This is a genomic window from Microbacterium sp. M4A5_1d, from assembly GCF_053345465.1.
The window spans coordinates 1,552,304-1,575,450 of sequence record NZ_JBKFAD010000001.1 but is presented as its reverse complement, the minus strand read 5'-3'; the positions used below and the strand labels follow the sequence as shown (position 1 = coordinate 1,575,450).

General features: G+C 68.6%; 22 protein-coding genes and 1 tRNA gene. 9 read left to right on the top strand and 14 right to left on the bottom strand.

Annotated features, from left to right (window positions below):
* Positions 1-47: 47 nt before the first annotated feature.
* A complete protein-coding gene (locus ACLBWJ_RS07555; RefSeq protein WP_447660011.1) occupies positions 48-1,244 on the top strand; it encodes an MFS transporter in 1,197 nt (398 codons plus the stop codon).
* Between the two features lie 54 nt (positions 1,245-1,298).
* On the opposite strand, the gene ACLBWJ_RS07550 is transcribed toward ACLBWJ_RS07555, so the two are convergent.
* From ACLBWJ_RS07550 to ACLBWJ_RS07535, 4 genes are all read right to left on the bottom strand, one after another.
* The gene (locus ACLBWJ_RS07550; RefSeq protein ID WP_447660010.1) at positions 1,299-1,826 is read right to left on the bottom strand and encodes a DsbA family protein; all 528 of its coding nucleotides are present in this window, start codon (positions 1,824-1,826) and stop codon (positions 1,299-1,301) included.
* A 12-nt stretch (positions 1,827-1,838) separates the two neighbouring features.
* Positions 1,839-2,309, bottom strand: coding sequence for a redoxin domain-containing protein (locus ACLBWJ_RS07545; protein ID WP_447660009.1), 471 nt, complete (start codon positions 2,307-2,309; stop codon positions 1,839-1,841).
* A gap of 73 nt (positions 2,310-2,382) precedes the next feature.
* Entirely contained in the window at positions 2,383-3,444 is a 1,062-nt protein-coding gene (locus ACLBWJ_RS07540) for an FUSC family protein (protein WP_447660008.1), read from the bottom strand.
* The gene (locus ACLBWJ_RS07535; protein ID WP_447660007.1) at positions 3,441-4,382 is read right to left on the bottom strand and encodes a Dyp-type peroxidase; all 942 of its coding nucleotides are present in this window, start codon (positions 4,380-4,382) and stop codon (positions 3,441-3,443) included. The genes ACLBWJ_RS07540 and ACLBWJ_RS07535 overlap by 4 nt, the downstream gene beginning before the upstream one ends.
* Before the next feature lie 222 nt (positions 4,383-4,604).
* Here ACLBWJ_RS07535 and ACLBWJ_RS07530 point away from each other — a divergent pair, with 222 nt between their 5' ends.
* Entirely contained in the window at positions 4,605-4,988 is a 384-nt protein-coding gene (locus tag ACLBWJ_RS07530; protein WP_269267014.1) for a nuclear transport factor 2 family protein, read from the top strand.
* Here ACLBWJ_RS07530 and ACLBWJ_RS07525 read toward each other — a convergent pair.
* Positions 4,960-7,833 (bottom strand): helix-turn-helix transcriptional regulator, encoded by a 2,874-nt coding sequence (locus tag ACLBWJ_RS07525; RefSeq protein WP_354451470.1) that lies wholly within the window; start codon positions 7,831-7,833, stop codon positions 4,960-4,962. The genes ACLBWJ_RS07530 and ACLBWJ_RS07525 overlap by 29 nt on opposite strands.
* A gap of 139 nt (positions 7,834-7,972) precedes the next feature.
* On the opposite strand from ACLBWJ_RS07525, the gene ACLBWJ_RS07520 reads away from it, so the two are divergent.
* The 4 genes from ACLBWJ_RS07520 (at position 7,973) to ACLBWJ_RS07505 (ending at position 11,947) form a co-directional block, all read left to right on the top strand.
* A complete protein-coding gene (locus tag ACLBWJ_RS07520) occupies positions 7,973-9,139 on the top strand; it encodes a helix-turn-helix domain-containing protein (RefSeq protein ID WP_354451468.1) in 1,167 nt (388 codons plus the stop codon).
* Complete coding sequence (locus tag ACLBWJ_RS07515; protein WP_282501937.1) at positions 9,136-10,011, top strand: alpha/beta fold hydrolase; 876 nt, start codon at positions 9,136-9,138, stop codon at positions 10,009-10,011. The genes ACLBWJ_RS07520 and ACLBWJ_RS07515 overlap by 4 nt, the downstream gene beginning before the upstream one ends.
* 83 nt (positions 10,012-10,094) lie before the next feature.
* Positions 10,095-10,820: an alpha/beta fold hydrolase gene (locus tag ACLBWJ_RS07510; protein ID WP_269267018.1), complete on the top strand. Its 726-nt coding sequence runs from the start codon at positions 10,095-10,097 to the stop codon at positions 10,818-10,820.
* On the top strand, positions 10,817-11,947 hold the full coding sequence (locus tag ACLBWJ_RS07505) for an FAD binding domain-containing protein (RefSeq protein WP_282501938.1): 1,131 nt from the start codon (positions 10,817-10,819) through the stop codon (positions 11,945-11,947). The genes ACLBWJ_RS07510 and ACLBWJ_RS07505 overlap by 4 nt, the downstream gene beginning before the upstream one ends.
* On the opposite strand, the gene ACLBWJ_RS07500 is transcribed toward ACLBWJ_RS07505, so the two are convergent.
* The gene (locus tag ACLBWJ_RS07500; RefSeq protein ID WP_282501939.1) at positions 11,942-12,313 is read right to left on the bottom strand and encodes a DUF488 domain-containing protein; all 372 of its coding nucleotides are present in this window, start codon (positions 12,311-12,313) and stop codon (positions 11,942-11,944) included. The genes ACLBWJ_RS07505 and ACLBWJ_RS07500 overlap by 6 nt on opposite strands.
* Before the next feature lie 22 nt (positions 12,314-12,335).
* Positions 12,336-13,145 carry a helix-turn-helix transcriptional regulator gene (locus tag ACLBWJ_RS07495; protein WP_354451463.1) on the bottom strand — a complete coding sequence of 270 codons (810 nt, stop codon included), beginning with the start codon at positions 13,143-13,145 and terminating at the stop codon, positions 12,336-12,338.
* 290 nt (positions 13,146-13,435) lie between these two features.
* Here ACLBWJ_RS07495 and ACLBWJ_RS07490 point away from each other — a divergent pair, with 290 nt between their 5' ends.
* Positions 13,436-14,272 carry an alpha/beta fold hydrolase gene (locus ACLBWJ_RS07490; RefSeq protein WP_282501941.1) on the top strand — a complete coding sequence of 279 codons (837 nt, stop codon included), beginning with the start codon at positions 13,436-13,438 and terminating at the stop codon, positions 14,270-14,272.
* Positions 14,273-14,502: 230 nt separating this feature from the next.
* Here ACLBWJ_RS07490 and ACLBWJ_RS07485 read toward each other — a convergent pair.
* The 6 genes from ACLBWJ_RS07485 to ACLBWJ_RS07460 all read right to left on the bottom strand — a co-directional run bounded on the left by ACLBWJ_RS07485 (position 14,503) and on the right by ACLBWJ_RS07460 (position 20,531).
* Positions 14,503-14,576 (bottom strand) — tRNA-Gly (locus ACLBWJ_RS07485).
* 25 nt (positions 14,577-14,601) lie between these two features.
* A complete protein-coding gene (locus ACLBWJ_RS07480) occupies positions 14,602-14,961 on the bottom strand; it encodes a hypothetical protein (protein ID WP_282501942.1) in 360 nt (119 codons plus the stop codon).
* A gap of 43 nt (positions 14,962-15,004) precedes the next feature.
* Positions 15,005-17,230: a beta-xylosidase/alpha-l-arabinosidase gene (locus ACLBWJ_RS07475; RefSeq protein ID WP_447660090.1), complete on the bottom strand. Its 2,226-nt coding sequence runs from the start codon at positions 17,228-17,230 to the stop codon at positions 15,005-15,007.
* 78 nt (positions 17,231-17,308) lie between these two features.
* On the bottom strand, positions 17,309-18,205 hold the full coding sequence (locus tag ACLBWJ_RS07470) for a carbohydrate ABC transporter permease (RefSeq protein ID WP_094261028.1): 897 nt from the start codon (positions 18,203-18,205) through the stop codon (positions 17,309-17,311).
* A complete protein-coding gene (locus ACLBWJ_RS07465) occupies positions 18,202-19,218 on the bottom strand; it encodes a carbohydrate ABC transporter permease (RefSeq protein WP_112616061.1) in 1,017 nt (338 codons plus the stop codon). Before ACLBWJ_RS07465 ends, ACLBWJ_RS07470 begins: the two co-directional genes overlap by 4 nt.
* Positions 19,219-19,226: 8 nt before the next feature.
* The gene (locus ACLBWJ_RS07460) at positions 19,227-20,531 is read right to left on the bottom strand and encodes an ABC transporter substrate-binding protein (RefSeq protein WP_112616063.1); all 1,305 of its coding nucleotides are present in this window, start codon (positions 20,529-20,531) and stop codon (positions 19,227-19,229) included.
* Between the two features lie 202 nt (positions 20,532-20,733).
* Between ACLBWJ_RS07460 and ACLBWJ_RS07455 the strand changes: the two genes are divergently transcribed.
* Together ACLBWJ_RS07455 and dcd are read left to right on the top strand one after the other, a co-directional pair.
* Positions 20,734-21,747 carry a LacI family DNA-binding transcriptional regulator gene (locus ACLBWJ_RS07455; protein WP_112616065.1) on the top strand — a complete coding sequence of 338 codons (1,014 nt, stop codon included), beginning with the start codon at positions 20,734-20,736 and terminating at the stop codon, positions 21,745-21,747.
* A gap of 49 nt (positions 21,748-21,796) precedes the next feature.
* Positions 21,797-22,402, top strand: a complete 606-nt coding sequence (dcd, locus tag ACLBWJ_RS07450) for a dCTP deaminase (protein ID WP_023952839.1) — start codon at positions 21,797-21,799, stop codon at positions 22,400-22,402.
* 69 nt (positions 22,403-22,471) lie between these two features.
* Here dcd and ACLBWJ_RS07445 read toward each other — a convergent pair whose 3' ends face one another.
* Complete coding sequence (locus ACLBWJ_RS07445; RefSeq protein WP_447660005.1) at positions 22,472-23,092, bottom strand: hypothetical protein; 621 nt, start codon at positions 23,090-23,092, stop codon at positions 22,472-22,474.
* Positions 23,093-23,147 lie beyond the last annotated feature (55 nt).

Below are 23,147 nucleotides of genomic sequence, written 5' to 3'. Positions count from 1 at the left end.
CATGCCCGAGGCGGTGAACGGCACGCTCCCCGAGAAAGCTGCACGCGTTGGCACCCACACACTCACACGTCGCACGCCGCACCACGCCGTTCTGGGTGGTCGCGGTCGCGTTCCTCCTGGTGATGGCGTACTCCACTGTTCCCACACCCCTGTACCCGCTCTATCAGCAGCTCGACGGGTTCCCCGTCTCCGTCGTCACCGTCGTGTTCGCGGCATACGCGGCCGGGGTGGTTGCGAGCCTGTTCCTGCTCGGGCACGTCAGCGACTGGATGGGGCGACGACGGATGCTCGTCATCGCCATCCTCATCTCCGCGCTGTCCGCGATGCTGTTCACGGTATTCACCGACGTCCCGGGGCTGCTGATCGCCCGAATCGTCAACGGCGTCAGTATCGGCGTGCTCACGGCGACCGCGACTGCGCACCTCGGCGAGTTGCGGGCTCGGGCGCGACCAGACGAGAACGCCGTCGTCGCGGCATCCGTCGCCGGGGGAGCGAACCTCGGCGGTCTCGCCCTCGGCCCCCTCATCGGCGGGCTCTTCGCCGACTTCCTGCCCGACCCGCTGCACCTTCCGCACACCGTGTTCGCCGTGGTCCTCATTCTCCTGGCCATCGCCGTCGCGCTTGTTCCGGAGACCGTCACCGCGGCTCGGCGCACATATCGTCCGCAGAAGGTCGCGGTCCCCGCGGCGTCCCGCGACCGCTTCGTGGCTGCCGCCTTCGCGGCTTTCGCAGGTTTCGCGCTCTTCGGGCTGTTCACCTCTCTGGCCCCGTCGATCCTCGTCGGCATCTTCGACGAGCACGGCCACCTCGTGGCCGGGATCACGGTCTTCCTCGTCTTCGGGTCCGCCGCCGCCGCTCAGGTGCTTCTGGCCCGTGTCGCGTATCGCACCCAGCTGCTGTTCGCCGCCATCGCCTGTGGAGTCGGTCTGCTCGTGATCGCCGGCGGGGCTCTCGCGCCGTCGCTCGCTCTGTTCCTGTTCGGCGGGATCGTCGGCGGGGCGGGCGTCGGCGCCCTGTTCCGATGTGCGCTGGCCACCGCCTCGGAGATCGCGGAACCGGGTCGCACAGGTGAGACGCTCGCCGCGATGTTCCTCGTCGCGTACTGCGGTCTGGCGCTTCCGGTGCTCGCTATCGGGGGAGCGTTGACCGTGCTGCCCCAGACCACCGTGCTTCTGGTGTTCGTGGTTCTGGTCGGCGTCGTGACGGTGACCGCGGCACTGCGGATGCGTCGCGCCGCGCGCTGAATACAGGGAAGGGCCGCCGGGATGCTCCCGGCGACCCTGCCCTGTCGACATGGCTCACGCAGAGCGACGAATCACACCGGCGAGGGCGTCGGCGAGTCCGTCCGTGCCGGAGTCGACGCGATGGCCGTTGAGGAAGAACGTCGGCGTCCCGTTGACGCCGCTGCGGATGCCGCCTTCTTCGTCGGCGCGGATTCGCGACAGGTAGCGTCCCTCGGCCACCGCCGTGCGGAGCTCGTCCATCGGCAGGCCGAGCCGCTCGCAGATCGTCGCGTAGAGGTCGGGGCCCAGCTGTCCTTGGCGTTCGAACAACAGGTCGTGAGCCTCCCAGAACCTGCCGTGTTCGGCCGCGAACTCGGCGACGAACGCTGCATCGACCGCCTCGGGGTGCAGTTCGGCGAGCGGGAAGTTCCGGAAGACGAAACGCACCTGCCCCTCGTATGCGGCGAGCAGCTTCGCGACGACGGGATACGCGGCACCGCAATAGGGGCACTGATAGTCGCCGTACTCGACGAGAACCACCGCCGCGTCGGCGGGACCCGAGCTGTGGTCGTGTGAGGAGACGGGAACGCGAAGTGAGGACATGGTCCTCTCCTTTCAGTTGTGGGTGAGGGTGTCGAGGGCATCGAGCACGCCGTCGACGCCGGGGTTGACGGCGACGGGCGCGAAGTAGCTCCAGGCGATGACGCCGGCGGGGTCGATGACGAAGAGCGCTCGGCGCGCTTCGCCCACGGCGTCGTCGTACGCACCGAAGAGTCGTGCGACCGCCCCCTTCGGCTCGAAATCGCTGAGCAGCGGGAAGTGCAGTGAGTGAGCTGCCGTGAACGCCTCGTGCGACCACACGTTGTCGACGGACACGGCGACCACCTGCGCGCCCCGGGCGCGGATCAGCGGCAGAGCCTCATTGATGACGGACAGCTGGTCGCCGCAGACGGGACTCCAGTCGGCGGGGTAGAACGCGAGGACGACGGGGCTGCCGAGGAGCTCGTCTGAACTCAGCGACTGGTCGGCGGTCACCCGGAGAGTGAAGTGCGGCGCATGGTTCCCCGGTTGCAGGATGTCTGGCATGATCGGCCCTTTCTGTGCGTACTCTCACTGTGCTCGGGTGGGATGGGGCTCCCGTAGGCCGCGCGTTCGAAGGTCATCCGACATGTGTCGAACCGGTCGTGCTGCGCCGGCGCTCCCCTGTCGCGGCGGCGAGAAGAACGATTCCCGCGATCGCCGCGCCAGCGACCGTGTCGACCACGCGCTCGGCCGCGACCTCGCTGATGGATTGCCCTGCGGCTGAGGCCAGGAGCACCGCCATCGGTGTGACGACGGCGAGAGCCCAGGTCAGGTTCCGTCGAAGCAGGAGCTCGAAGAGGAAGATCAACCCGGCCGCCCAGGCGATGCGCTCCCACCCCCGGGGATCGATGGCTGCCAGGACGATCACGAGGATGATGGCGAGTCCGGTACCGATGAGGCGCTGCATACCCCGCAGGACTGCTGAATAGACGTCCGCGTCTTTCTGAAGGATGCCGAGGCACGCCAACATGACCCACGCCGCATGATGCAGGCCGAGGGCCGCGCTGACCGGTACGGCGAGCACCGCGGCCGCGGCGATCCGAGCGACGATCAGGCGAGCGGATGCGGGGACTGCAAAGCGCCAGGGCGTTCGCTGCGCGAATATCATCCGGTCGCGGGCTCGGATCGTGGGCGCGAGCAGCGGCAGCACCACGATCAGATACCCCAGGAGCGCACCGCCGGCGAGTGAAGCCACGACCTCGAGACAGCTCATGCCGGCACCGCCGGCAGCCGCGGGGGCCACGAGCTGGCCGGCGGAGCCGGTGATGAGGACGAGGAAGAGCGCCCCGGGCGGACCGACCGCCAGCGCCTGCGCGAGGAACGACCCGCCGACGGCGATGACGGACATGGCCACGAGGCCGGGAATGAGCGCTCTACCCAGCGCCGCACCGACACACGCGGCCAGCAGAAGGGCGCCGGCGGTGATCGGTAGCGCGACAGCACGTTCTCTGCGCGACCGGTCGGGGAGGTGCAGGACGATGAGAGCGCCGAGGGAACCGACCGACCCCCAGCGTGGTTCGCCGATGACGAGTCCGAGCAGCGGGGGAACGGCGACGGCCAGAGCAGCCTGCAGTGCGGCCGGCCACTGGCGCGGAGCCGGTCGGAGGGCGAACAGCTGACGCCAGACGCGCTTGCTCATCCGCTGCCGAGCGCGTCGAGCTCGGCAGCGGATGGGGCGAAGAACACGGTGCCGGTCAACGCGGTGGAAAAGTCGAGCAGCCGGTCGTGCATCCCCGGAGGATGTCCGATGAACATCCGCTCGATCATCTGCTGGATGACCCAGAGGTTGCGGCTGTACCCGAGGAAGTAGGTGCCGAACTCTCCCGCTCCGGGCCTGCCGAACGGCATGTTGTCGCGGACGATATCGTGCTCGACACCGTGCTCGTCCTCGATGGTCGCCAGGGACTTGTGTGACTGCTGGCCGCTGGGGGCGTCATCCAGCTCGATCCCATCGACCTTCGTACGTCCGAGGATTCGCTCCTGTGTCTCGACGGGCAGCGAATCCCACTCGGCCATCGCGTGCACGTACTTCTGCGTCACGACATAGGTGCCTCCGGTGTGTGCGGGGTCCTCGTCGGCGACGAGGACGGCGGCGTCACTGGCCGGTCCGACCGGGTTCGCCGTTCCATCGACGAAACCCAACAGATCACGACGGTCGAAAGAACGGAAGCCCACCGTCTCATCGACGACGTGCACCGCCGCACCGAGATCACTCAGCAGGCGCTTCTCGAAGAAGAAGCAGACGTCCGCTCGTTCCGCGCGGATGTGGAAGAGCAGATCCCCCGGTGTCGCGGGTGCCGTATGCCTCGCCCCGACGACCGGCGTGAAGGGGCGGAGCTGCGCGGGAGGAGCGCTCTGCATGAGCGACGCCCACACGCGGCTGCCGACTCCCACCGTGCACGTCAACGCCGCCTCCGGAAATCGGAAGGTGATGGCTTTCATCGAATCGGAGAGATCGGCGAGAACGTCGCGCACGATGTCGACGCCGCCTGGCGCGATGGTCACGACCAGGAACACCGCATTCGCGGTGAGAGGTGCTCCTGGTGCCTGTGTCGGTCCTGTCTCGACGTTGTTCATCCGGTGTCCGCTCGCTCTCGCATTCGTCTGACGGCACCACCATCGCGTTATCCGGAGCGATGTGCTTCCGACACGTGACGAGACTGCGTGCGACGAGTGCATCGCCCGGTGATCGGGGTCGCCGATCTGCACGAAGTGTCCTTCGCGGACTGGACGGACGTCGCACAGCGCTGGTCGCGACCCGCCATACCGTGAGTGCCACCTGACCTGGACGGAGACACCATGGACGCCATCGGCCGCGAGGCACTCACCGGGATCCACCAACTCGAACGCGAACTCGTCGTGCGCGACTTCATCGCGCTCCTCAACGACCGCGCGCATGCCGAACTGCATCCGTTCCTCGCTGAAAATGTCGTCTATCGTCCGTCTGCGAACAAGCGCGTGTGGGGGCGACCCGCCGTGACACGGATGATCGCCGAGCTGCACGAGGAGTTCGACCAGTGGACCACGCACCTCGAGTCCCTGGCGGTCTGCGGCGACACGGTGCTGACCGAGCAGCGGCTGCGGCTGAGGCTCCCCGGCACGTCGACGGTCGAGGTGATGGGGTTCGCGAGCTTCCGCGTCGCGGGCGCCCAGATCAGCGCATGGAACCAGATTCACGCGTGAGCTGTGACGGGGCGCGCGCCGCGCGCTTTCCGTGCCACTCGCGCAGGTCCTTTCGCGAATTGAGTCCCGACTTCGCGTAGATGTGGCGAATGTGGGACACGACGGTGTGGGGCGACATGAACAGTGCGTCCGCGATCTGCTGCGTCGTCGCGCCGGCGGCGACGCGCTCGAGCACTTGCTGCTCACGCGGTGAGAGCATCTGCGGATCGCCGTGCGCGTGCGCGCGACGGCGAACTCCGAGGTGTCGGAGAGACTGCAGCACACGGTTGACATCGCGATGCGCGCCCGCGGTCTCATAGATGGCGAGTGCCTCGTCGAGCGCCGGGACCGAGCGTTCCGCGTCGGGCGCCACAACGCCCAGGAACTCGAGGACGAGAGCGAGGATGAGCGGGCGATCCGACTGCCGGAGGATCATCGCGGCCTCAGTCAGCGTGTCCGCATCACGTCCGTGGCAGCCCTCCGCGGTCCGCAGAATGGCCCGGCAGTAGGCATTCTCAGGATTGGCGTCGTATCGGATGCGGGCTCGCGTGATGACCTCACGAGCGAGTTCGTCATCCTCGGAGCGGATCGCGACCTCCATGAGCAGAAGGTCGTCGGCGAAGTCCGAGGGTGTCGTCATCGTGGGGATCGGGTCGTGGAGTGATTCCCGTGCGAGGACGCTGTGCGCCACAGCGTCATCCACTTTTCCGTCGTTGAGCGCTCGCAGCACGAGCATCCACTGACCCGCTCGGACGACACCGCCGCCGGACGCGAGAGTCTCGACGAGCGGTTCGGTCTGCTTTCGGAGAGCGGTGTCACCGGTGCGAAGAGCGATTCGGAACAATACGATGCCGGCGGTCGCATTCGCGAAATCGCCGAGTCCGAGTTCATCAGCAAGAGCGAGCACCGACTCCGCTTGCAGCCTCGCGTCATCCAGCCGGCCGAGGTCATGCAGAACGCGGGCGCGGACCATCATCCAATACGCCTCGGCGACAGCGGCCCGGGATGCGATCGCCGAGCTCAGCCCCTCGTCCACCAGCTCGAGAGCTCGCGTGACGTCGCCCTTCGAGTTGTGGAGGAATGCGTCCCACAATCCTTCCGGCACCCATCGCGCCGGATCCAGCCCCGCGAGAGCGGCGCGTCTCGACGCGGATTCCATGAGGGCGACCGCGTCGTCGAACCGGTTGCTGTTGAACGCGTACACCGACTCTGTCGCGTCCACGGTGGCGAGCGCCTCGTGGTCCGCATCGGGGTCGGCGACCTCGCGTGCGAGCGCCAGGGTGCGGGTCAGCTCGACGAAGTCCGCCTTGTTCGCACAGTTCAGGGCGCGTACGGCGAGCAGGTCCGCTCGCGTCGCGCGTTCGATGCCTGCGAGCGCGAGCGCCTGATCACAGGTGGCGATGGCGCGATCGAAGGAGGATTCGGTCTGGCGACGGGCGGCACCGAGGAGGACACGTGCCCGCGACTCCGGTGAGAGATAGGGCGCGAGTGCCTGGGTCGCGTTGTCCGCCTCGGTGTCGCGCCCGTCGGCCCAGAGGTACGGAAGGAGCTCGGTACTGGCCTCCGCCAGAGCCGGAACGTTGTTCGCGAGGCGCAGTGCCGCTGCGGCGAGGTCCGCGGCCTGCGATGTGTCGGACGCAGCCAACTGCTGCGCGGCGTCGCGGATCAGTGCGAACGATTGCTGATCGCCGGGTTCGGCAGCCTCCACGAGTGCCGCGGCGACGGCGGAGGCTGGTTCGCCGGAGGCGAGGCGCAGCTGTGCGACTTCGCGCAGCATCGCCTTACGGACGGATGCCGGGATCGACGCTTCCACCGCTTCCCGGATCGTGTCGTGGACGAAGGCGAGGGTTGCCCCGTCCTCGATCAGGAAATCGGCACCGAGGAGTTCGCGCACCGCGGTCATCGAGGCCACCGCGGTGCCGCCGGTCGCGGTCAAGACGTCGGAGAGGCGGAACCGCCTGCCGAACAAGCTCGCGACCTGGGCGAAGGTCAGTGCGTCGTCGGAGAGGTGCGCCACCCGCTGTCGCGATGCCGCCCCGAATCTGGCGGGAACGGCATAGCCGATGGCGTCGACGACGCCACCACGGGCCGCCAGGAGCGCTTCTTCCTGCAGCCCGCGCACGAGTTCGACGATGAGCAGCGGGATGTGCGAGGTCTGCTCGAGGGCCGCCTCGAGCTTGGGTCCGAGGGTGGCGCCGGTGAGGTCTGCCGCGATCTCGAGCGCAGCATCCGCCGCGACAGGCTCGAGATCGAGGACCGTGCCGGTGCGCTCGACATACTCGGCGACTCGAGCATGGGCCGCCCGGAACTGTCCGGAGCGGCTGGCAAGCACCCAGGCGACAGGCTGATCCGCCAGGGCGGCCGCTGACCGTAACAGGATCCCGACGGACGCGGCGTCCAACCACTGCAGGTCGTCGACGACGACGATCGCACCGCCCGCCGTCGTAGCCGTCGACTCCAATCGGTCGGTCAGGAGGCGCGCGATCCAGTACTGCGGTTCTCCCGCGCCCAGGGCCGGCCGCAGCTCCTCCTCCGTCACCAGGCGCGGTGTGCCGCGCAGCATCGCCTCGGTCAGTGCCCCCAAGGGGACTGCTCCGGAGTCGACGTCCGGGGTGATGGTGAGGGTGGGCCAGCCTCGTTGCTCGGCGACGGCGAGAACCTCCGCGAGCAGGCGGGTCTTTCCCATGCCCGCGCGCCCGCGGATGAGCGCGGGCGTGGGCTCGCCCGAGAGAGACCGCTCGATGGACGCGGTGAGGGACGAGATGATGTCGCCGCGCCCGCGCAGGGGGGTGCTGGCAGCGGTGGAAGACCCGGCCAGGAAGGCGCGGTCTGACGCAACGGCGAAGCCGGAGTGCCGGTCGTGCATCCCCTCATTATTCCGCGGCGACGTATGCCGCGGAGGTCGCCGCCGCCTGAGTAGTACAAGTTGGGCCTCCTCGCCCGGGAGGGCCGTTCTTACGCTCAAGCCGAGGGCGCGGGTGCGGCCGAGAAGGGAGCGGACGGGGATGAACCTGCAGACACTCGTGGATGACCTCGCGGAAGACCTCGGCCGTTCCGTCGTCATCAACGACGCCCAGTACCGCCCCATCGTTTCCAGCGCACAGGGCGAGGAGATCGATGAGCTCCGCGCCCGTGGACTGTTGGGACGCGCGACACCTCCGCGTGAGCGCGCGTATCTGGAGAGCATCCACCTGTCCTCCGCCAAACGACCGCAGACCGTGAACCTCGATCGATTCGGCGCACGGGAACGCCTGGCGGTGCCGATCCGCTCCCGTGACGCACTGCTCGGGGTCCTGTGGCTGATCACGGGCGGGCTCCCCCCGCTGACGTCATCGCAGTTTCGTGCAGTCGACGCCGCGGTGGAGATCGCACGCGAGTATCTCGCCGCCGCGCAGGACGAGATACCGGGCCGATCGACGCGCGACATGGTCCTCCGAGGACTCCTCGCCCCGGATCCGATCGTCAGACGGGATGCGCTGAGCACTGCTGTCCGCGCCTACGGCGTGTCTCGCAGCTCGGCGACCGTCGTTCGCGCCGTGGCCGTCGGGCACGACACCTCCGTGGTCCAGCGCGCTTCGCTCGGTCGGGCTGTGGAGAGCCTGGCCACAGCGACGTTCATGTTCATGGGCGAGATCGGAGCTGCCTTGCTGTTCCTGGAGCGTTCACATGAGAACACGCGAACGGATGACCTCATCGCGGCCACGGCGGCGCGCGCGGGTGTGCCGCTGCGCGCAATCGGGTCCGCCTATCTCACCGGAACCGACATCGACGTGCGACCGGTCGCCGAGCGAGCTGTCGCGACGGCAGCGGTCGCGGAGCTCTTGCCGGATCTGGGCACGAGCCTGCGCGCCGAAGACGTCGGCCCGTGGTTGCTCATCGCCGACGTCGTCTCGGATCCGAACCGACTGCAGTGGTACTCACCCGCCGCATACGCCCTGATCCACGATGCGGACCCGCTGCGCCGCCAGACCATCGAGACCCTCCTCGACCATGCCCACCAGATCAAAGTCGTATGCGAAGAACTGCACATTCACCGCACGACGCTGTACTACCGATTGGAAAACATGCCACAGGTGGTCAAAGACGCGATGGATGACGGGATGAAGCGCAGTGCACTGCACCTCGGTTTGAAACTCGCCTCGTACTGGGAGAACGCGGGACACATCCAATGAGGGCGCAAAGCCGGCAGGTCCAGACCAGCGACGGCGTAACCCTCGAGGTGTACGACACGGGCGGGAACGGCGCCCCGGTCCTGATGCTCCATGGGTGGTCGCAATCGCAGGAGATGTTCCGGCACCAGCGTGACGGACTCGGAGAACGCCGTGTCATCACGTACGACATGCGTGGACACGGCAGGTCGGAGAAGCCTGGGCGGGGCCACCGCATCGCTCGTCTCGCAGCCGACGTCCGCGACATCCTGGAAGATCTCGACATCCGGGATGTCCATCTCCTCGGCTGGTCGATGGGGGTCTCGGTCATCTGGTCGTATCTCGAACTCTTCGGCGACAGGAGAGTGCGAAGCCTCGTGCTGGTGGACCAGCCCGCCGCGGTCGCCGCGCAGCTGTGGATGAGTGCGATCGAGCAGCAGTCCGCAGGCTGCATCCTGCCCGCGGATGGGCTCGGTACCCTCGCGAACGCCATCGCCGACGATACTGGCGGAGACGCCACGGTGCGCGCCTTCGTGCGGAGCATGTTCACCGGGCCCGTCGACGACGGCCTCTGGTCGTTCGTGTCATCGGAGGTCGCTCAGACACCGCGCCGTGTCGCCGCGCCATTGCTGTTCGACCACGGCGCGCAGGACTGGCGGGAACTCCTGCCGACCATCGCCAAGCCCACCCTCGTGCTGGGGTGCGACGGCAGCCATGTGTCGGCCGAGTCGCAACGCTACGTCGCCTCGCGCATCCCCGGAGCGCTCGTGCACATCTTCCCGCGCGATGTCGCCAGCTCGCATTTCCCGTTCCTGGAGAATCCGGAGGCGTTCAACGAGGTCGTCCGAGTGTTCCTCGATGCGAACGCGGTTTCCGACATCCGTCCAGTCAGGTAGCGACAACCTTCGGAGGGAGGGCGCGGACACTGCTCCTACCGTGAGACGTGGCCGGGTCATCTCCGGGAACGAGGGAGTGGGATATGCGCGAGACGCCGACCGTTGTGATGGTGCACGGCGCGTTCTCTGATGGAGCGAGCTGGTCACCGGTGGCGATGCGCGTGATGGGTGCGGGTATCGAGGTGCGCGTTCCCGCCATCTCCAATCGAAGTCTCGCGGAGGATGTCGCGTATGTGCGATCGTTCGTCGAGAACATCGACGGACCGGTGCTCCTGGTCGGCCACTCCTATGGAGCCACCGTGGCCTCCGGTGCAGGAACGGCGCAGAACGTTCGCGGGCTCGTCTTCGTGGCGGGATTCGTGCTCGACGTGGACGAGAGTGCAGACGACCTGAGTCAGCGCTTCCCCGCATCCGACGCCGCCGACTACTTCGACTACCGGCGATACGCCACCGCCGACGGCGCGACCCGGCAGGAGGTATCCGTCGCCATCGACGAGTTCCCCTTCCTCGCCGCCCTGGGGATTCCCTCCGACGAGGCGGCCGTCATCGCCGTCACCCAGCGCCCGCTGGACGCCGCGGTGCTCAGCGACCGAGCCACGCACGCAGCGTGGCATACCCGCCCGACCTGGGGAATCGTCGCCACGGCGGATCAGATCGTGAACCCGGACGCCGTCCGTTTCGGTCTCGAGCGAGCCTCGGCCCGCATGGTGCTCGAGCTGCCGGGCCCGCACCTCGTCCTGCACACGCACCCCGGCGACATCGCACGTTTTATCGTCGACGCTGCCAACGCCGTGCCGCTGACCGCATGAGCGGCTTCGCGTCGTCCGCGCACCGCATCGCGGTGGCCGGCGGTTCCATCGGCGGGCTGTTCGCGGCGGCCATGCTGCACCGGCTGGGACACGACGTCACGGTGTACGAGAAGTCGGTGCACGGTCTCCGAGCGCGCGGCGCCGGCTTGGTCGCCCAGGACGAGGTCTTCGCCGCACTCGATGTCGCCGGAGTCCCGGCGGGCGCTGTCCCCGGGGTGACATCCGTCGAGCGGATCGCGCTCGACCTGCGAGGTGCCGTTCGCTACCGAGAGCGGGCCGAGCAGACGCAGTTGTCGTGGGACCGCCTATACGACGGTCTCCGCGATGCGATCCCCGACTCTCGATATGTCGTGAACAGTCCGGTCACCGATGTCGACGCGCGAGCCGGCGTCCTCTCCTTCACTGCGGGCGAGGAACGAGAGGAGGCTTCGCTCCTCGTGGGAGCGGATGGAGCCCACTCGCACGTGCGCCGCTTCGTCGCACCCGACGGCGGCGAACCCAGCTACGCCGGTTACGCCATCTGGCGCGGCCTCATCCCCGAAGACCTCGTCCCCGGGGCATCCGCCGACACCCTGTTTCGTCGGATGACCTTCTTCACGGGACCGGGGGAGCACGCGCTCGGCTATCTCGTCCCCGGGGCGGACGGACAGACCCAGCCGGGGCGTCGGCGATACAACTGGGTCTGGTACCGGTCGATGAGCTCCGGCGACCTGTCGGCGCTGATGACCGCCGCGGGACGCCTCCCCCTGTCGACGTCCCTCGCGCCCGGGCAGACGCCGGAGGACGTCAGGACGCACCTGATCGAGGCGGCCCAGCATCGCCTCCCGCCCCCGTTCGCCGACGTGATCGCGATGGAGCCTCGGCCATTCCTCCAGGGTGTGCTCGACTACGTCGCCCCTCGGCTCACCCGGACGCGCGCACTGCTCCTCGGGGATGCGGCAGCGGTGGTCCGTCCGCACACCGCGATGGGGGCCGCGAAAGCGGCGGGCGACGCGCTCGCTCTCGCCCGCCTCCTGCGTTCGTCGACCGTGGACGCAGCCCTCGCCTCGTACGACGAGCAGCGGCTCCCGGTGGCGACGAGCATCGCGCGTTACGGGGTGAGGCTCGGCGAGCAGTTGCCGCTATGACCCGGTGCGGGCGAGCCGCTCTTGGACGAAACGCTGGAGGACCACGGCATGATTCACCGCCGGGTCGTGCGCCGCGTAGATCAAGGTGACCGTGCCCTGCGCGTGGGCGACCTCGAGCAGGTGCTGAACGGCCGTGGGATTCGCTTCCAATTCCGCCTCGTACCGATGGGTGAATTCCGTCATTCGCGCGGAGTCATGGTCCCACCAGGTGCGCAGATCGGGCGAGGGCGCGATGTCCTTCAACCACTCGTCGACAGCAGCGCGTTCTTTCGACACGCCCCGTGGCCAGAGGCGGTCCACGAGGATCCGGTAACCGTCGTCTGCGGCAGCTGCGTCATATGCGCGCTTGATGCGGATGCTCGGCATGGGCGGCCTTTCGTTCGAGGGCTCAGGCGAAGCTCGTTTCGCGGCTGACGGGGGTGTCGGCGAGAGCGGTGAACCCGGGTTTCGGGGACTGGGTCGTCAACGTGTGGAACGGCAGGGAGGGGACCTCGAAATTATGTACCCGCATCTGGATCTCGCCGATCCCGTCCAACCGCAGGTGAGAATCGAAGTCCGACGGGCGAGCGACTTCGTGCAGCTCCCACAGCCTCACGAAGTCCTGATCCGTCGACAACTCACGGATGATCTCGTTATACCGCGTGGACGTTCGATCTCCGAGGAACCGCAGGGTCGCGACACCGCGTGCCGCCAGTTCCTCCCAGTTCACGATCTGGCGCTTGTTCCCGGCCGCGAAGTGCGCGATGAGGGCGTTGGCGCCGGGGCGGATGGTGCCGGAGCTCAGGGAACGCATGAGTTCGTTGACCGCGACGATGTCGAGGTTGCCATTGGTGATGTACGCCGGAATGTGCGCCCACGTGTCGAGCAGTTCGCGCATGATGTAGCTCTTCTCGGGCGGGATCATGCGTCGCTGCTCGTCGACTCTTCCGGTGAGACGGTTGACGTACTCGACGCTCACGTCGTCCAGATTCAGAGCGCGCGCGAGAGCGCGGACCACCGTGGTGGAGGGGTCGGCTCCCCGTCCCTGCTCGAGCCTGGTGTAGTACTCGATGCTGATGCCTGCGAGCATCGCGACTTCGTCGCGCTTCAGCCCGGAGACTCGTCTGCCGTCAGTCGGACGGAGGCCGACGTCCGTCGGGCGGACGCGCGAGCGCCGCGCACGCAGAAAGCTCCCGAGAACACTCTTGTTATCGCTCACCGAGCTCCCTGACTGTCACGAACCGTCCTCCCGACTCGTGCCGAGCCGGGGGAGAGACTTCACCGTAAGGAGAACGAGGGTGTGCTCACATCACCTCTCCGGGGGATCCGTATCCCCTCTTCGCGGCGACGTACCCGGCTTGGATAGACGTAGCAACGGGAGTCGGCAATTGTCGGAGGCGTCGCGCAGACCCGAAAGTTACCGTGAATCCCGTCGCCACATCGTCGAGGCGCGCACCATTCACCCGTCGGTCGGGCCCACTCGTTCGACGACATGACAAAGGACTCATTATGGGATACATCACCACTGAAGACGGCGCCGAGATCTACTTCAAGGACTGGGGTGACGAGGACGCCCAGCCCATCGTGTTCCACCACGGATGGCCGCTGTCGTCCGACGACTGGGACGCGCAGATGCTGTATTTCCTCGCCAAGGGCTTTCGTGTCGTCGCCAGCGACCGGCGCGGCCACGGTCGCTCCTCGCAGATCAGCACCGGCCACGACATGGACCACTACGCCAGCGACGTGAACGCGGTCGTCGAGCACCTCGACCTGAAGAACGCGATCCACATCGGCCACTCCACCGGCGGTGGCCAGGTCGCCCGCTACGTCGCTCGGTACGGTCAGCCGCAGGGGCGCGTCGCGAAGGCCGTCCTGGTCTCGTCGGTTCCGCCGATCATGCTCAAGTCCGACAGCAACCCCGAGGGAACGCCCATCGAGGTCTTCGACGGCTTCCGCTCCGCTCTCGCCGCCAACCGCGCCGAGTTCTTCCAGGCGGTCGCCTCGGGGCCGTTCTACGGCTTCAACCGTGACGGTGTCGAGGTGTCCGAGCCGGTCGTCGCCAACTGGTGGCGTCAGGGCATGACGGGCAGCGCCCTCGCCCACTACGAGGGCATCAAGGCGTTCTCTGAGACCGACCAGACCGAGGACCTCAAGGCCATCACGGTTCCCGTCCTCGTCATGCAGGGCGACGACGACCAGGTCGTCCCCTACAAGGCCGCCGCGTTGCTGCAGCACGAGCTGCTGCAGAACTCCGAGCTGAAGATCTACGCCGGCTACCCGCACGGCATGCTGACCACTCACGCGGACGTCATCAACCCCGACCTGCTGGCCTTCATCCAGAAGTAATCGCGGCATCAGCTCAGAGGCGCACCCGGATGACGGGTGCGCCTCTTCTGCGGAGCCTCGGGCGGCGTGGACCGGGATGCAAGGGATCCGACACGACACCCCGGGCCGGATGCCGCTGAGCGGGGTGTCGGGCCAGAACCCTTGCATCGCGGCGCGGGCGGGGCGGGGTGGTTCCGACGGCAACATCGGGAAAGCCCCGCCGCGCGGCCGGTGGCCGCCCGTCGGGGCTGTGGAGGGGCTGACGGGAATCGAACCCGCGCTATCTGCTTGGGAAGCAGATGTTCTGCCATTGAACTACAGCCCCACGCACCCGGAGGTGCTCGGTCAGCTTACCCCACGGGGCCCGGACCGCCCGAAGCCGGACCACCTGGTGCACCAGGAGCAGCAGGCCCACCGTGGGTGCCCGGCCCGCCCGGCGCAGCCGGCCCGTGCCCGCCCGGCGCGGGCGGAGCCTGCGGGTACGGCGGCGCCGCCGGACGCGGACCGGCACCATAACCACCGACACCCCCACCCGGGAACTGCCCGCCGCTCTCGCGCATCGCGAGCAGCATCCCGTTCTTCACCGCCGTGCGCATCAGCAGGTAGCTCACCCAGAGGACGAGTGCGATCGTCCCGAGGTAGATCGCGATACCGAGGACGACGAAGCCGATGCCGAAGGCCGCCGCGGGCCCTGCGTAGTCGTTGTACATGGCCCGCACACTATCGCTCGCGCCCTCCGCGCACGACCCCCGATCACCGCTCGATCGAGACCTCTACGATCCGCCGGTCGGATGCCGTGATGCGGTGCACGTCGCCGACGATCTCGGTCGCCGCCTCGGTCTCGTGCTCCGCGCACGAGGGTCCAACCCACAGCTCGATGTCGCCGGGCTCGACGATGCGCACCCCCTCGCGCCCGGTGAAGGCCAGCCGCGCGGTCGGCACGTCGAACGAGACGGTCGCCTCGGCTCCGGCATCCAGCTGCACGCGGGCGAAGCCGAGCAGCTGCGCGACGGGGCGGGTGGCGCTCGCGTGCACGTCGCGGGCGTAGAGCTGCACGAGATCGGTGCCGGCGCGCTCGCCGGTGTTCCGCACCCGCACGCTCGCCGTGAAGGAGCCGCCCGTCGCCACCGACGCGGTCACCGACAGGCCGGAGCGCTCGAACGACGTGTAGCTGAGCCCGTGCCCGAAAGGCAGCGCGGGGGTGCTGTCGGCACTCGTGATCTCGTTCGGACCGCCGAGAATCGGATGCAGGTAGCTGTAGGGCTGCGAGCCCGACGACCGGGGGAGCGAGACGGGCAGGTGGCCCGACGGCGAGACCTCGCCGCACAGAACCGCCGCGATCGCCGGTCCGCCCTCTTCGCCCGGGAAGAACGTCTGCAGCGCTGCCGCGACGGCCCCCTCGCCCGAGAGCGCCCAGTCGATCGCGTACGGCCGCCCCGACAGGACGACGAGCACGACCGGCGTCCCCGTCGCAACGAGACGCTCGACGAGCTCGCGCTGCACGCCCGGCAGCTCGAGCGAGTCGGCGTCGTTCCCCTCGCCGACGGTGCCCCGGCCGAACAGTCCGGCCCGGTCGCCGACGGCGACGATCGCGACGTCGGCCGCGCGTGCGGCATCCTCCGCCTCGGCGAAGCCCGACCGCTCGTCGCCCTCGGCCTCGCAGCCGCGCACGACGGTGACCTCGGCGTCCGGCATGGCGTCGATGACGGATGCCGCGAGCGTCGGGATCTCGAATCCCATCGGCACGCCCGGGTGGTGGGCGAGCACGTGGTTGGCGAACGAGTAGCAGCCCATGAGGGCTTCCGAGCTGTCGCCGTTCGGTCCGATCACGGCGACGCGGCGGGGCGATGCGAGCGGCAGCACGCCGTCGTTGGTCAGCAGCACGACCGATTCCTCGGCCAGGCGCCGGGCGACCGCGCGGTGCGCGGGCGAGTCGAGGTCGATGCTCGTCGGCGGCTCCTCGAAGGTCTCGTCGAGGAGCCCGAGCTCCTCCTTCTGGATCAGCACCCGACGAACGGCGCGGTCGATGAGCGCCTCGTCGACCTGGCCCGCGCGGACGCGCTCGGCGAGCGGCCCGACGTAGGCGTCGCCCGTGGGCAGCTCTACGTCGATGCCGGCCTCGAGGGCGAGCTGCGCGGCCTCGCCGCGGTCGCGGGCGACGGCGTGCATCGTGTGGAGGAAGGCGACGGCGAAGTAGTCCGACACGACGGTGCCGTCGAAGCCCCACGTCTCGCGCAGGAGGTCGGTGAGGTAGGCGGGCGTCGCCGCGACCGGCATCCCGTCGATCTCGGCGTACGAGTTCATCACCGACCGCACGCCGCCGTCGCGGACTGCCATCTCGAACGGCGGCAGGAACACGTCGGCGATCTCGCGCGGTCCCGCGTGGACCGGCGCGTGGTTGCGGCCCGCCTGCGAGCCCGAGTACCCGACGAAGTGCTTCAGCGTCGCGTGGACGCCCGTGTTCTGCAGGCCCCGCACATACGCGGTGCCGATGACGCCCACGACGTACGGGTCCTCGGCGATGCACTCGTCGACGCGTCCCCAGCGGGGGTCGCGGATGACGTCGAGCACCGGCGCGAGCCCCTGGTGGATGCCGAGCTCGCGCATCGACTCGCCGATCAGCGCTCCCATCTCCTCGACGAGCTCCGGGTCGAACGCCGCGCCCCACGCGAGGGGAGTGGGGAAGGTCGCCGCCTGCCACGCCGCCAGGCCGGTCAGGCACTCCTCGTGCACGAGGGCGGGGATGCCCAGGCGCGTCTCGCGAATGAGTCGGCGCTGCTCCTCCCACAGCCATGCCGCCCGCTCGATCGGGTCGACGGGCCGCGTGCCGTAGACGCGGGTCAGCTGCCCCAGGCCGTGGACGGTCGCATCGGCGTACGCGGTCGACGACGCCATCTCGCCGGCCATCGGCGCGACGACCTCGTCGCCCTGATCGACCCAGAAGCCGACCAGCTGGGCGAGCTTCTCGTCGAGGGTCATGCGCGCGATCAGGTCGGAGACGCGCGTCGAGACGGAGATATCGGTGAGGGTCACAGTTCGTGCTTTCTCTACGGGGGATCAGCCCTTGACGGCGCCGGTCAGACCGCCGACGATGCGGCGCTCGAACAGGCTGAAGAACGCCAGGGCGGGAAGCATCGACAGGGATGTGAAGGCGAGCACCTTCGCCGTGTCGACCGAGTACTGCGACGAGAACGCCTGCACGCCGAGCGGCAGGGTGAAGGTCGCCTCGTTGTTGAGGATGAACAGGGGAAGCAGGTAGCTGTTCCAGCTGCCGATGAAGGCGAGGATGCCGACCGTGATGACGCCGGGCACCGACAGGGGCAGCACCATCCGCCAGAAGAACGACAGGCGCCCGCATCCGTCGATGAACGCGGCCTCCTGGATCTCGTCGGGGATCGCCCGCAGGAACGGCACCAGGATGATGATCGTCATCGGCAGCGCGAAGGCGATCTGCGGCAGGATGATGCCCGCGAGCGAGTTCATCAGGCCGAGGTCGCGGATGACGATGTACAGCGGCGTGATCGCGACGGTGATGGGGAACATCAGGCCCGAGGCGAAGACGGCGTACAGCACCCCGCGGCCGCGGAACCGGTACCGGGCGAGGATGTAGCTCGCCATGAGGCCGAGCAGCACCGCACCGATCGTCGTCGCGCCGGCGGCGATGGTCGAGTTGAGCACCTGCTGCCAGAACTGCGAGCCGGTGAGCACCGCCAGGTAGTTCTCGATGTTCCACGGCGACGGCCAGCCGGCCGGGTCCACGGTGATCTGGGCGTTGCTGCGGAAGCCTCCGATGATGATGTACAGCACCGGTGCGAGCATCAGCGCGATCACCACGAGGGCGACGAAATACACGACGGGGCTGCCCCAGGGCAGGCGCTCCTTGCGGCGGCCGCGACGACCGGTGGGTGCCGGCGCGACGATCGCACGAGTTGCGGGGGAGGTGAGGGCGGTCATCGCTCCTGCTTCCCTTCGGTGATGGCCCCCGCGGTGTCGCGGCGCAGCACGTAGCGCTGGTAGACGATCGCGACGACGAGGGAGATGAGGAAGATCACGACGGCGACGGCGTTTCCGAAGCCGTAGCTGCCGGCGTTGCGGCCGTTGACGACCATGTAGGTGGCCATCGTCGAGGTGCCCGCTGTCGATGCGACGTACTGGCCCCAGATGATGTAGACGAGGTCGAACAGCTGCAGTGCGCCGATGATCGACAGGAACGCCCAGATGCGCAGGGTGGGGGCGAGTAGCGGCAGGGTGATCCGCCAGTGCATTTGCCAGTAGCCCGCGCCGTCGAGGGCGGCGGCCTCGTAGAGCTCGTCAGGGATTCCCTGGAGGCCCGCGAGGAAGAGGATGACGGCGAAGCCGACGTACTTCCAGGTCAGGATGGCCATGAGCGTCCAGATCGCGATCGAGGGATCGGCGATCCAGTCGCGCGTGAGCGCGCCCAGCCCGAGCTGCTCGAGGGCCCCGTTGAGGGCGCCCTGCGTCTGCAGCATGAGCCCGAAGCCCGTGCCGACGACGACCTCGGCGATGACGTAGGGCACGAAGATCAGCACGCGGATGACCGACTGTCCCCGCATGCGGCGGTTGAGCAGCAGAGCCAGCAGAACCGCGACCGGTCCCTGGAGGACGAGGGATGCCACGACGATGATCGCGTTGTGGCTGAGGGCCTCGACGAACGTCGGATCGGTGAGGATCGTGATGTAGTTCTGCAGGCCGACGAACTCGGTGGGCGGCCCGTAGCCCTGCCACCGGAAGAAGCCGTAATAGGCCGCCATCACGACGGGGAAGATGACGAACCCGACGAACATCACCAGGGCGGGGCCGACGAGCACCGCGATCTCGAGGCGACCCGACCAGCCCAGGCCTCGGCGGCGCCGGGAGGGCGAGGGCGTCGTGGTGACGCCCTCGCCCCGGGCCGCGAGATCCACGCCGCCGGCGGAGTCCGCCACGGCTGTCTCGCTGAGCGACATGATGCGGATCAGCCCTTCTTCGCTGCGTCGGAGACCGACTGGATCATCTGCTCGGGCGTGCTCTTGCCCGCCAGCAGATCGACGACGGCGACGTTCAGCGCGTTGCCGACGTTCTGTCCGAGGACGGTGTCGAGCCACTGCGAGACGAAGGGCGCCTTGTTGTATGCGGCGAGAACCTCCTGGAGGTACTCCTCCTCGACCGCCTCCTGCGCGACCGAGTTCACCGGCGGTGCGTTGAAGGCCTTGTAGTAGGCCTCCTGCTGCTCGGCGCTGGCGAGGAAGTTCAGGAAGTCGGCGCACTCCTTCGGGGCCTTCGCCGAGCAGGAGTATCCGTCGACGCCGCCCATGATCGAGCCGGGCTCACCCTCGCCACCCGACAACTCGGGGAAGGGGAACCACGCCAGGTCGGGGAGAGGCTGCTCGTCCGGCGTGAGCGAGGCGATGACGCCCGGGTTCCACGCGCCCATGAGCTCCATGCCGGCCTGGTGGTTTGCGATGAGACCTGCGCTGCTGCCCGCGCCCTGCTGCGCCGAGGTCGTGAGGTAGCCCTCGTTGAACGGCTGCAGCTCGGCGAAGTCGGCGAGGTCCTCGGCGGACTTCAGCCAGCACTCATCGCTGAAATCCTTCGAGTCGCCGGTCTTCTCGATGGTCTCCGGGCTGCACTCGCGCAGGGCGAAGTTGTAGAACCAGTGCGCGGCGGGCCAGGCGTCCTTCGCGCCGAGCGCGATGGGCGCGATGCCGGCGGCCTTGAGTTGGTCGACGACGCCCTCGAGATCCTCGACCGTCGCGGGGGCCTCGGTGATGCCGGCCTGGGTGAACAGGTCGGAGCTGTACCAGAACCCGCTGGGGAGCACTGCGAGCGGCATCGCCCACACCTTGTCCTGATAGGTCTCGGCCTTGAACGAGCCCTCGGAGATCTCTTCCTTGGCGGTGTCGCCGATGAGGTCGGTGAGGTCCATCAGCTGCCCGGCCTGCACCATGGCGGCCATCTTGCCGCCACCGCGCTGCAGGAAGATGTCCGGCGGGTCGCCCGCGTTGAGCGCCGTCTGGAGCTTGCCGTCCATGTCTTCGTTCTGCACGGACTGCATCGAGATCTTCACGTTCTCGTTCTCGGCCTCGAACGCGGCGATCGCGTCCTTCCAGAACTCCTGGCCGGGGCCGGTCGTGGAGTTCTGCCACAGGGTCATCTCGACGGTGCCGTCGGCGCTGCCTCCGTCGCCGTTGCCGCTGCAGGAGGTGAGCGCGAGCGCCCCCACCGCCAGGACGGCAGCCGTGACGGCAGCCTTGCGGCGAGCCGTGATGGTGCGTGCCATGTGATTCCTTCTCTCTTCGTTGAGTGGACATCTGCCGAGCGCGCCGCTTCGGGCCCGGGCTGGGCTGCTCGAACCGCCGAGCGGCGATGCTCGGAGTCGTCGGACATTCGCTGGTGCTGTCGGACATCGAAAGTTTGCGCGGGCAACAAAGAGGTGTCAAACGTTTTCGAAAACGGTTTCCATTTCGGGCTAGCATGCGGTCATGGACCGACGACGACCCACCATCCACGACGTCGCGGAGCGTGCCGGCGTCTCCGTGTCGACCGTGTCGAAGGCCGTCAACGGGCGTTATGGCGTCGCGACGGCGACCGTGGATGCCGTCATGGCGGCAGTCGCCGAGCTCGGCTACGAGTCGAGTCTCATCGCCAGCAGCATGCGTTCGCGCTCGACGGGTGTCATCGGTGTGCTCGTCGCCGATTTCGAGCCGTTCAGCGCCGAGATCCTGAAGGGCGTGGGGGAGGCGCTGCGTGATACCAGCTACGACCTGCTCGCGTACTCGGGCTCGCGCGGTGACGAAGAGGGGTGGGAGCGCCGATCGCTCTCGCGGCTGAGTGGAACGCTCATCGATGGCGCCATCATGGTCACCCCGACCGTCGTCAGGGCGAGCGCCGACGTGCCGCTCGTCGCGATCGACCCGCACACGGGTCCGGCCGACGTGCCGATCGTCGAGAGCGACAGCTACGGCGGCGCCCGTGAGGCGACGGCCTATCTCATCGGCATGGGCCACACGCGCATCGGCTACATCGCGGGGCGCGCCGATCTGCGATCGTCGATCGCGCGCGACGCCGGATACCGCCGAGCGCTCGCCGACGCCGGCATCCCGTTCGATGCGACCTACGTCGGTGCCGGCCGGTATCGCGAGGCGACGGTGCGCGAGGTCGCGATCGAGATGCTCTCCGCTGACAATCGCCCCACCGCGGTGTTCGCGGCGAACGACGTGTCGGCCATCGCGATCCTGCAGGTCGCCGCCGAGCTCGGGCTCGAGGTGCCGCGCGATCTGTCGATCGTCGGGTTCGACGACATCCCCGAGGCGACGCGGCTCCCGGTTCCCCTCACGACGGTGCGTCAGCCGATGGGGCGGTTGGGGGCGGCCGCGGTCCAGATGCTGCTGGCCCTCATGCGCGGCGAGACGCCGCCGGCCACGCACCTGCGGCTTCCGACGAAGCTGGTCGCCCGGCAGACCACGGCACCGCCCGCGGGGCGTCGGGCCGGATGACGCTGTCGCGGATGCCGGCAGCGGCGGCGTCGCGCTCTAGGCTGTGTCCGTGCTGCTGAGTGATCGCGACATCCGTGCCGGAATCGACCAGGGCCGCATCGGCCTCGATCCCTGGGATGCCTCGATGGTGCAGCCGTCGAGCGTCGACGTGCGCCTCGACCGGTACTTCCGGCTGTTCGACAACCACAAGTACCCCTTCATCGATCCCGCCCAGGACCAACCCGAACTGACCCGTCTGATCGAGGTCGAGCCGGATCAGCCGTTCATCCTGCATCCCGGGGAGTTCGCGCTCGGGTCGACCTTCGAGCAGGTGCGCCTGGGCGACGACGTCGCCGCGCGTCTGGAGGGCAAGTCGTCGCTCGGACGCCTCGGCCTGATCACTCATTCGACGGCAGGATTCATCGACCCGGGGTTCTCGGGTCACGTGACGCTCGAGCTCGCCAATGTGGCCACTCTGCCCATCAAGCTGTGGCCGGGCATGAAGATCGGGCAGCTCTGCTTCTTCCAGCTCAGCTCGCCGAGCGAGAACTCCTACGGGTCGGGCCCCTACGGCAACCGCTACCAGGGACAGCGCGGGCCGACGGCATCCCGCTCCTTCCAGAACTTCCACCGCACCGACGTCGGCACCATCGACGCCGGATCGCGCGGCGCCTGACGCCCGTTCCGGGATGCACAGCGGCCCCGAGGTGGAGAACCTCGGGGCCGCCGTTCGGGATGTCGCGGGTCAGGCGGCGTTGCGCCCGGCCGCGAAGCCCGCGGTGAAGCCGCGCTCGAAGGCTCGCTCACCGCGGCGCGGGTGCTCACCGCGGTGCGGGTGGTCGCCGTGGTGCGGGTGCTCGCCGAAGCGAGGGCCGCAGCCGTGACCGTGACCGAAGCCGCGCCCGAAACCGTGCCGGCCGCGAGGGCCGAATCGGCGCGGTGAGCTCTCGTCCCAGCCGAGCTCACGGGCGATCGCCTCGAGCGAGGCGAGGGTCGTCGCGTAGTCCGCGTCCGTCACGGCGCCGCGCACGCGATCGCGGACACCGCTCACGAGACCGTGGATGCGGTCGCGCTCGCGACGTCCGTCCTCGGTGATGGTCCAGGCGCCGTCGCGCTCGACGGCCCAGCCGCGAGCCGCGAGGGAGTGGACGCGCTTGCCGCCGCGTTGCACGCGCTCGGCGAGGCCGGGGATGTCGCGCTCGCCCGCGAGGACGTCGAGCACGGCCCAGTCTCGGCGGTCGAGTCCCTCGGCGGCGAGCGTCCGATTCATCTCGCCGGCGAGGGCGGTTCCGGCCGCGCGCATCCAGAAGGGCAGCGACCGCGGGCGGGTGTCGGGCGTCTCGGGGGTGTTGTCGTGGTTGTTCATGGTGTTCCCTTCGTGGGCCGGCCTATCCGGCCTCTGATGCATGTCATCTGTCATG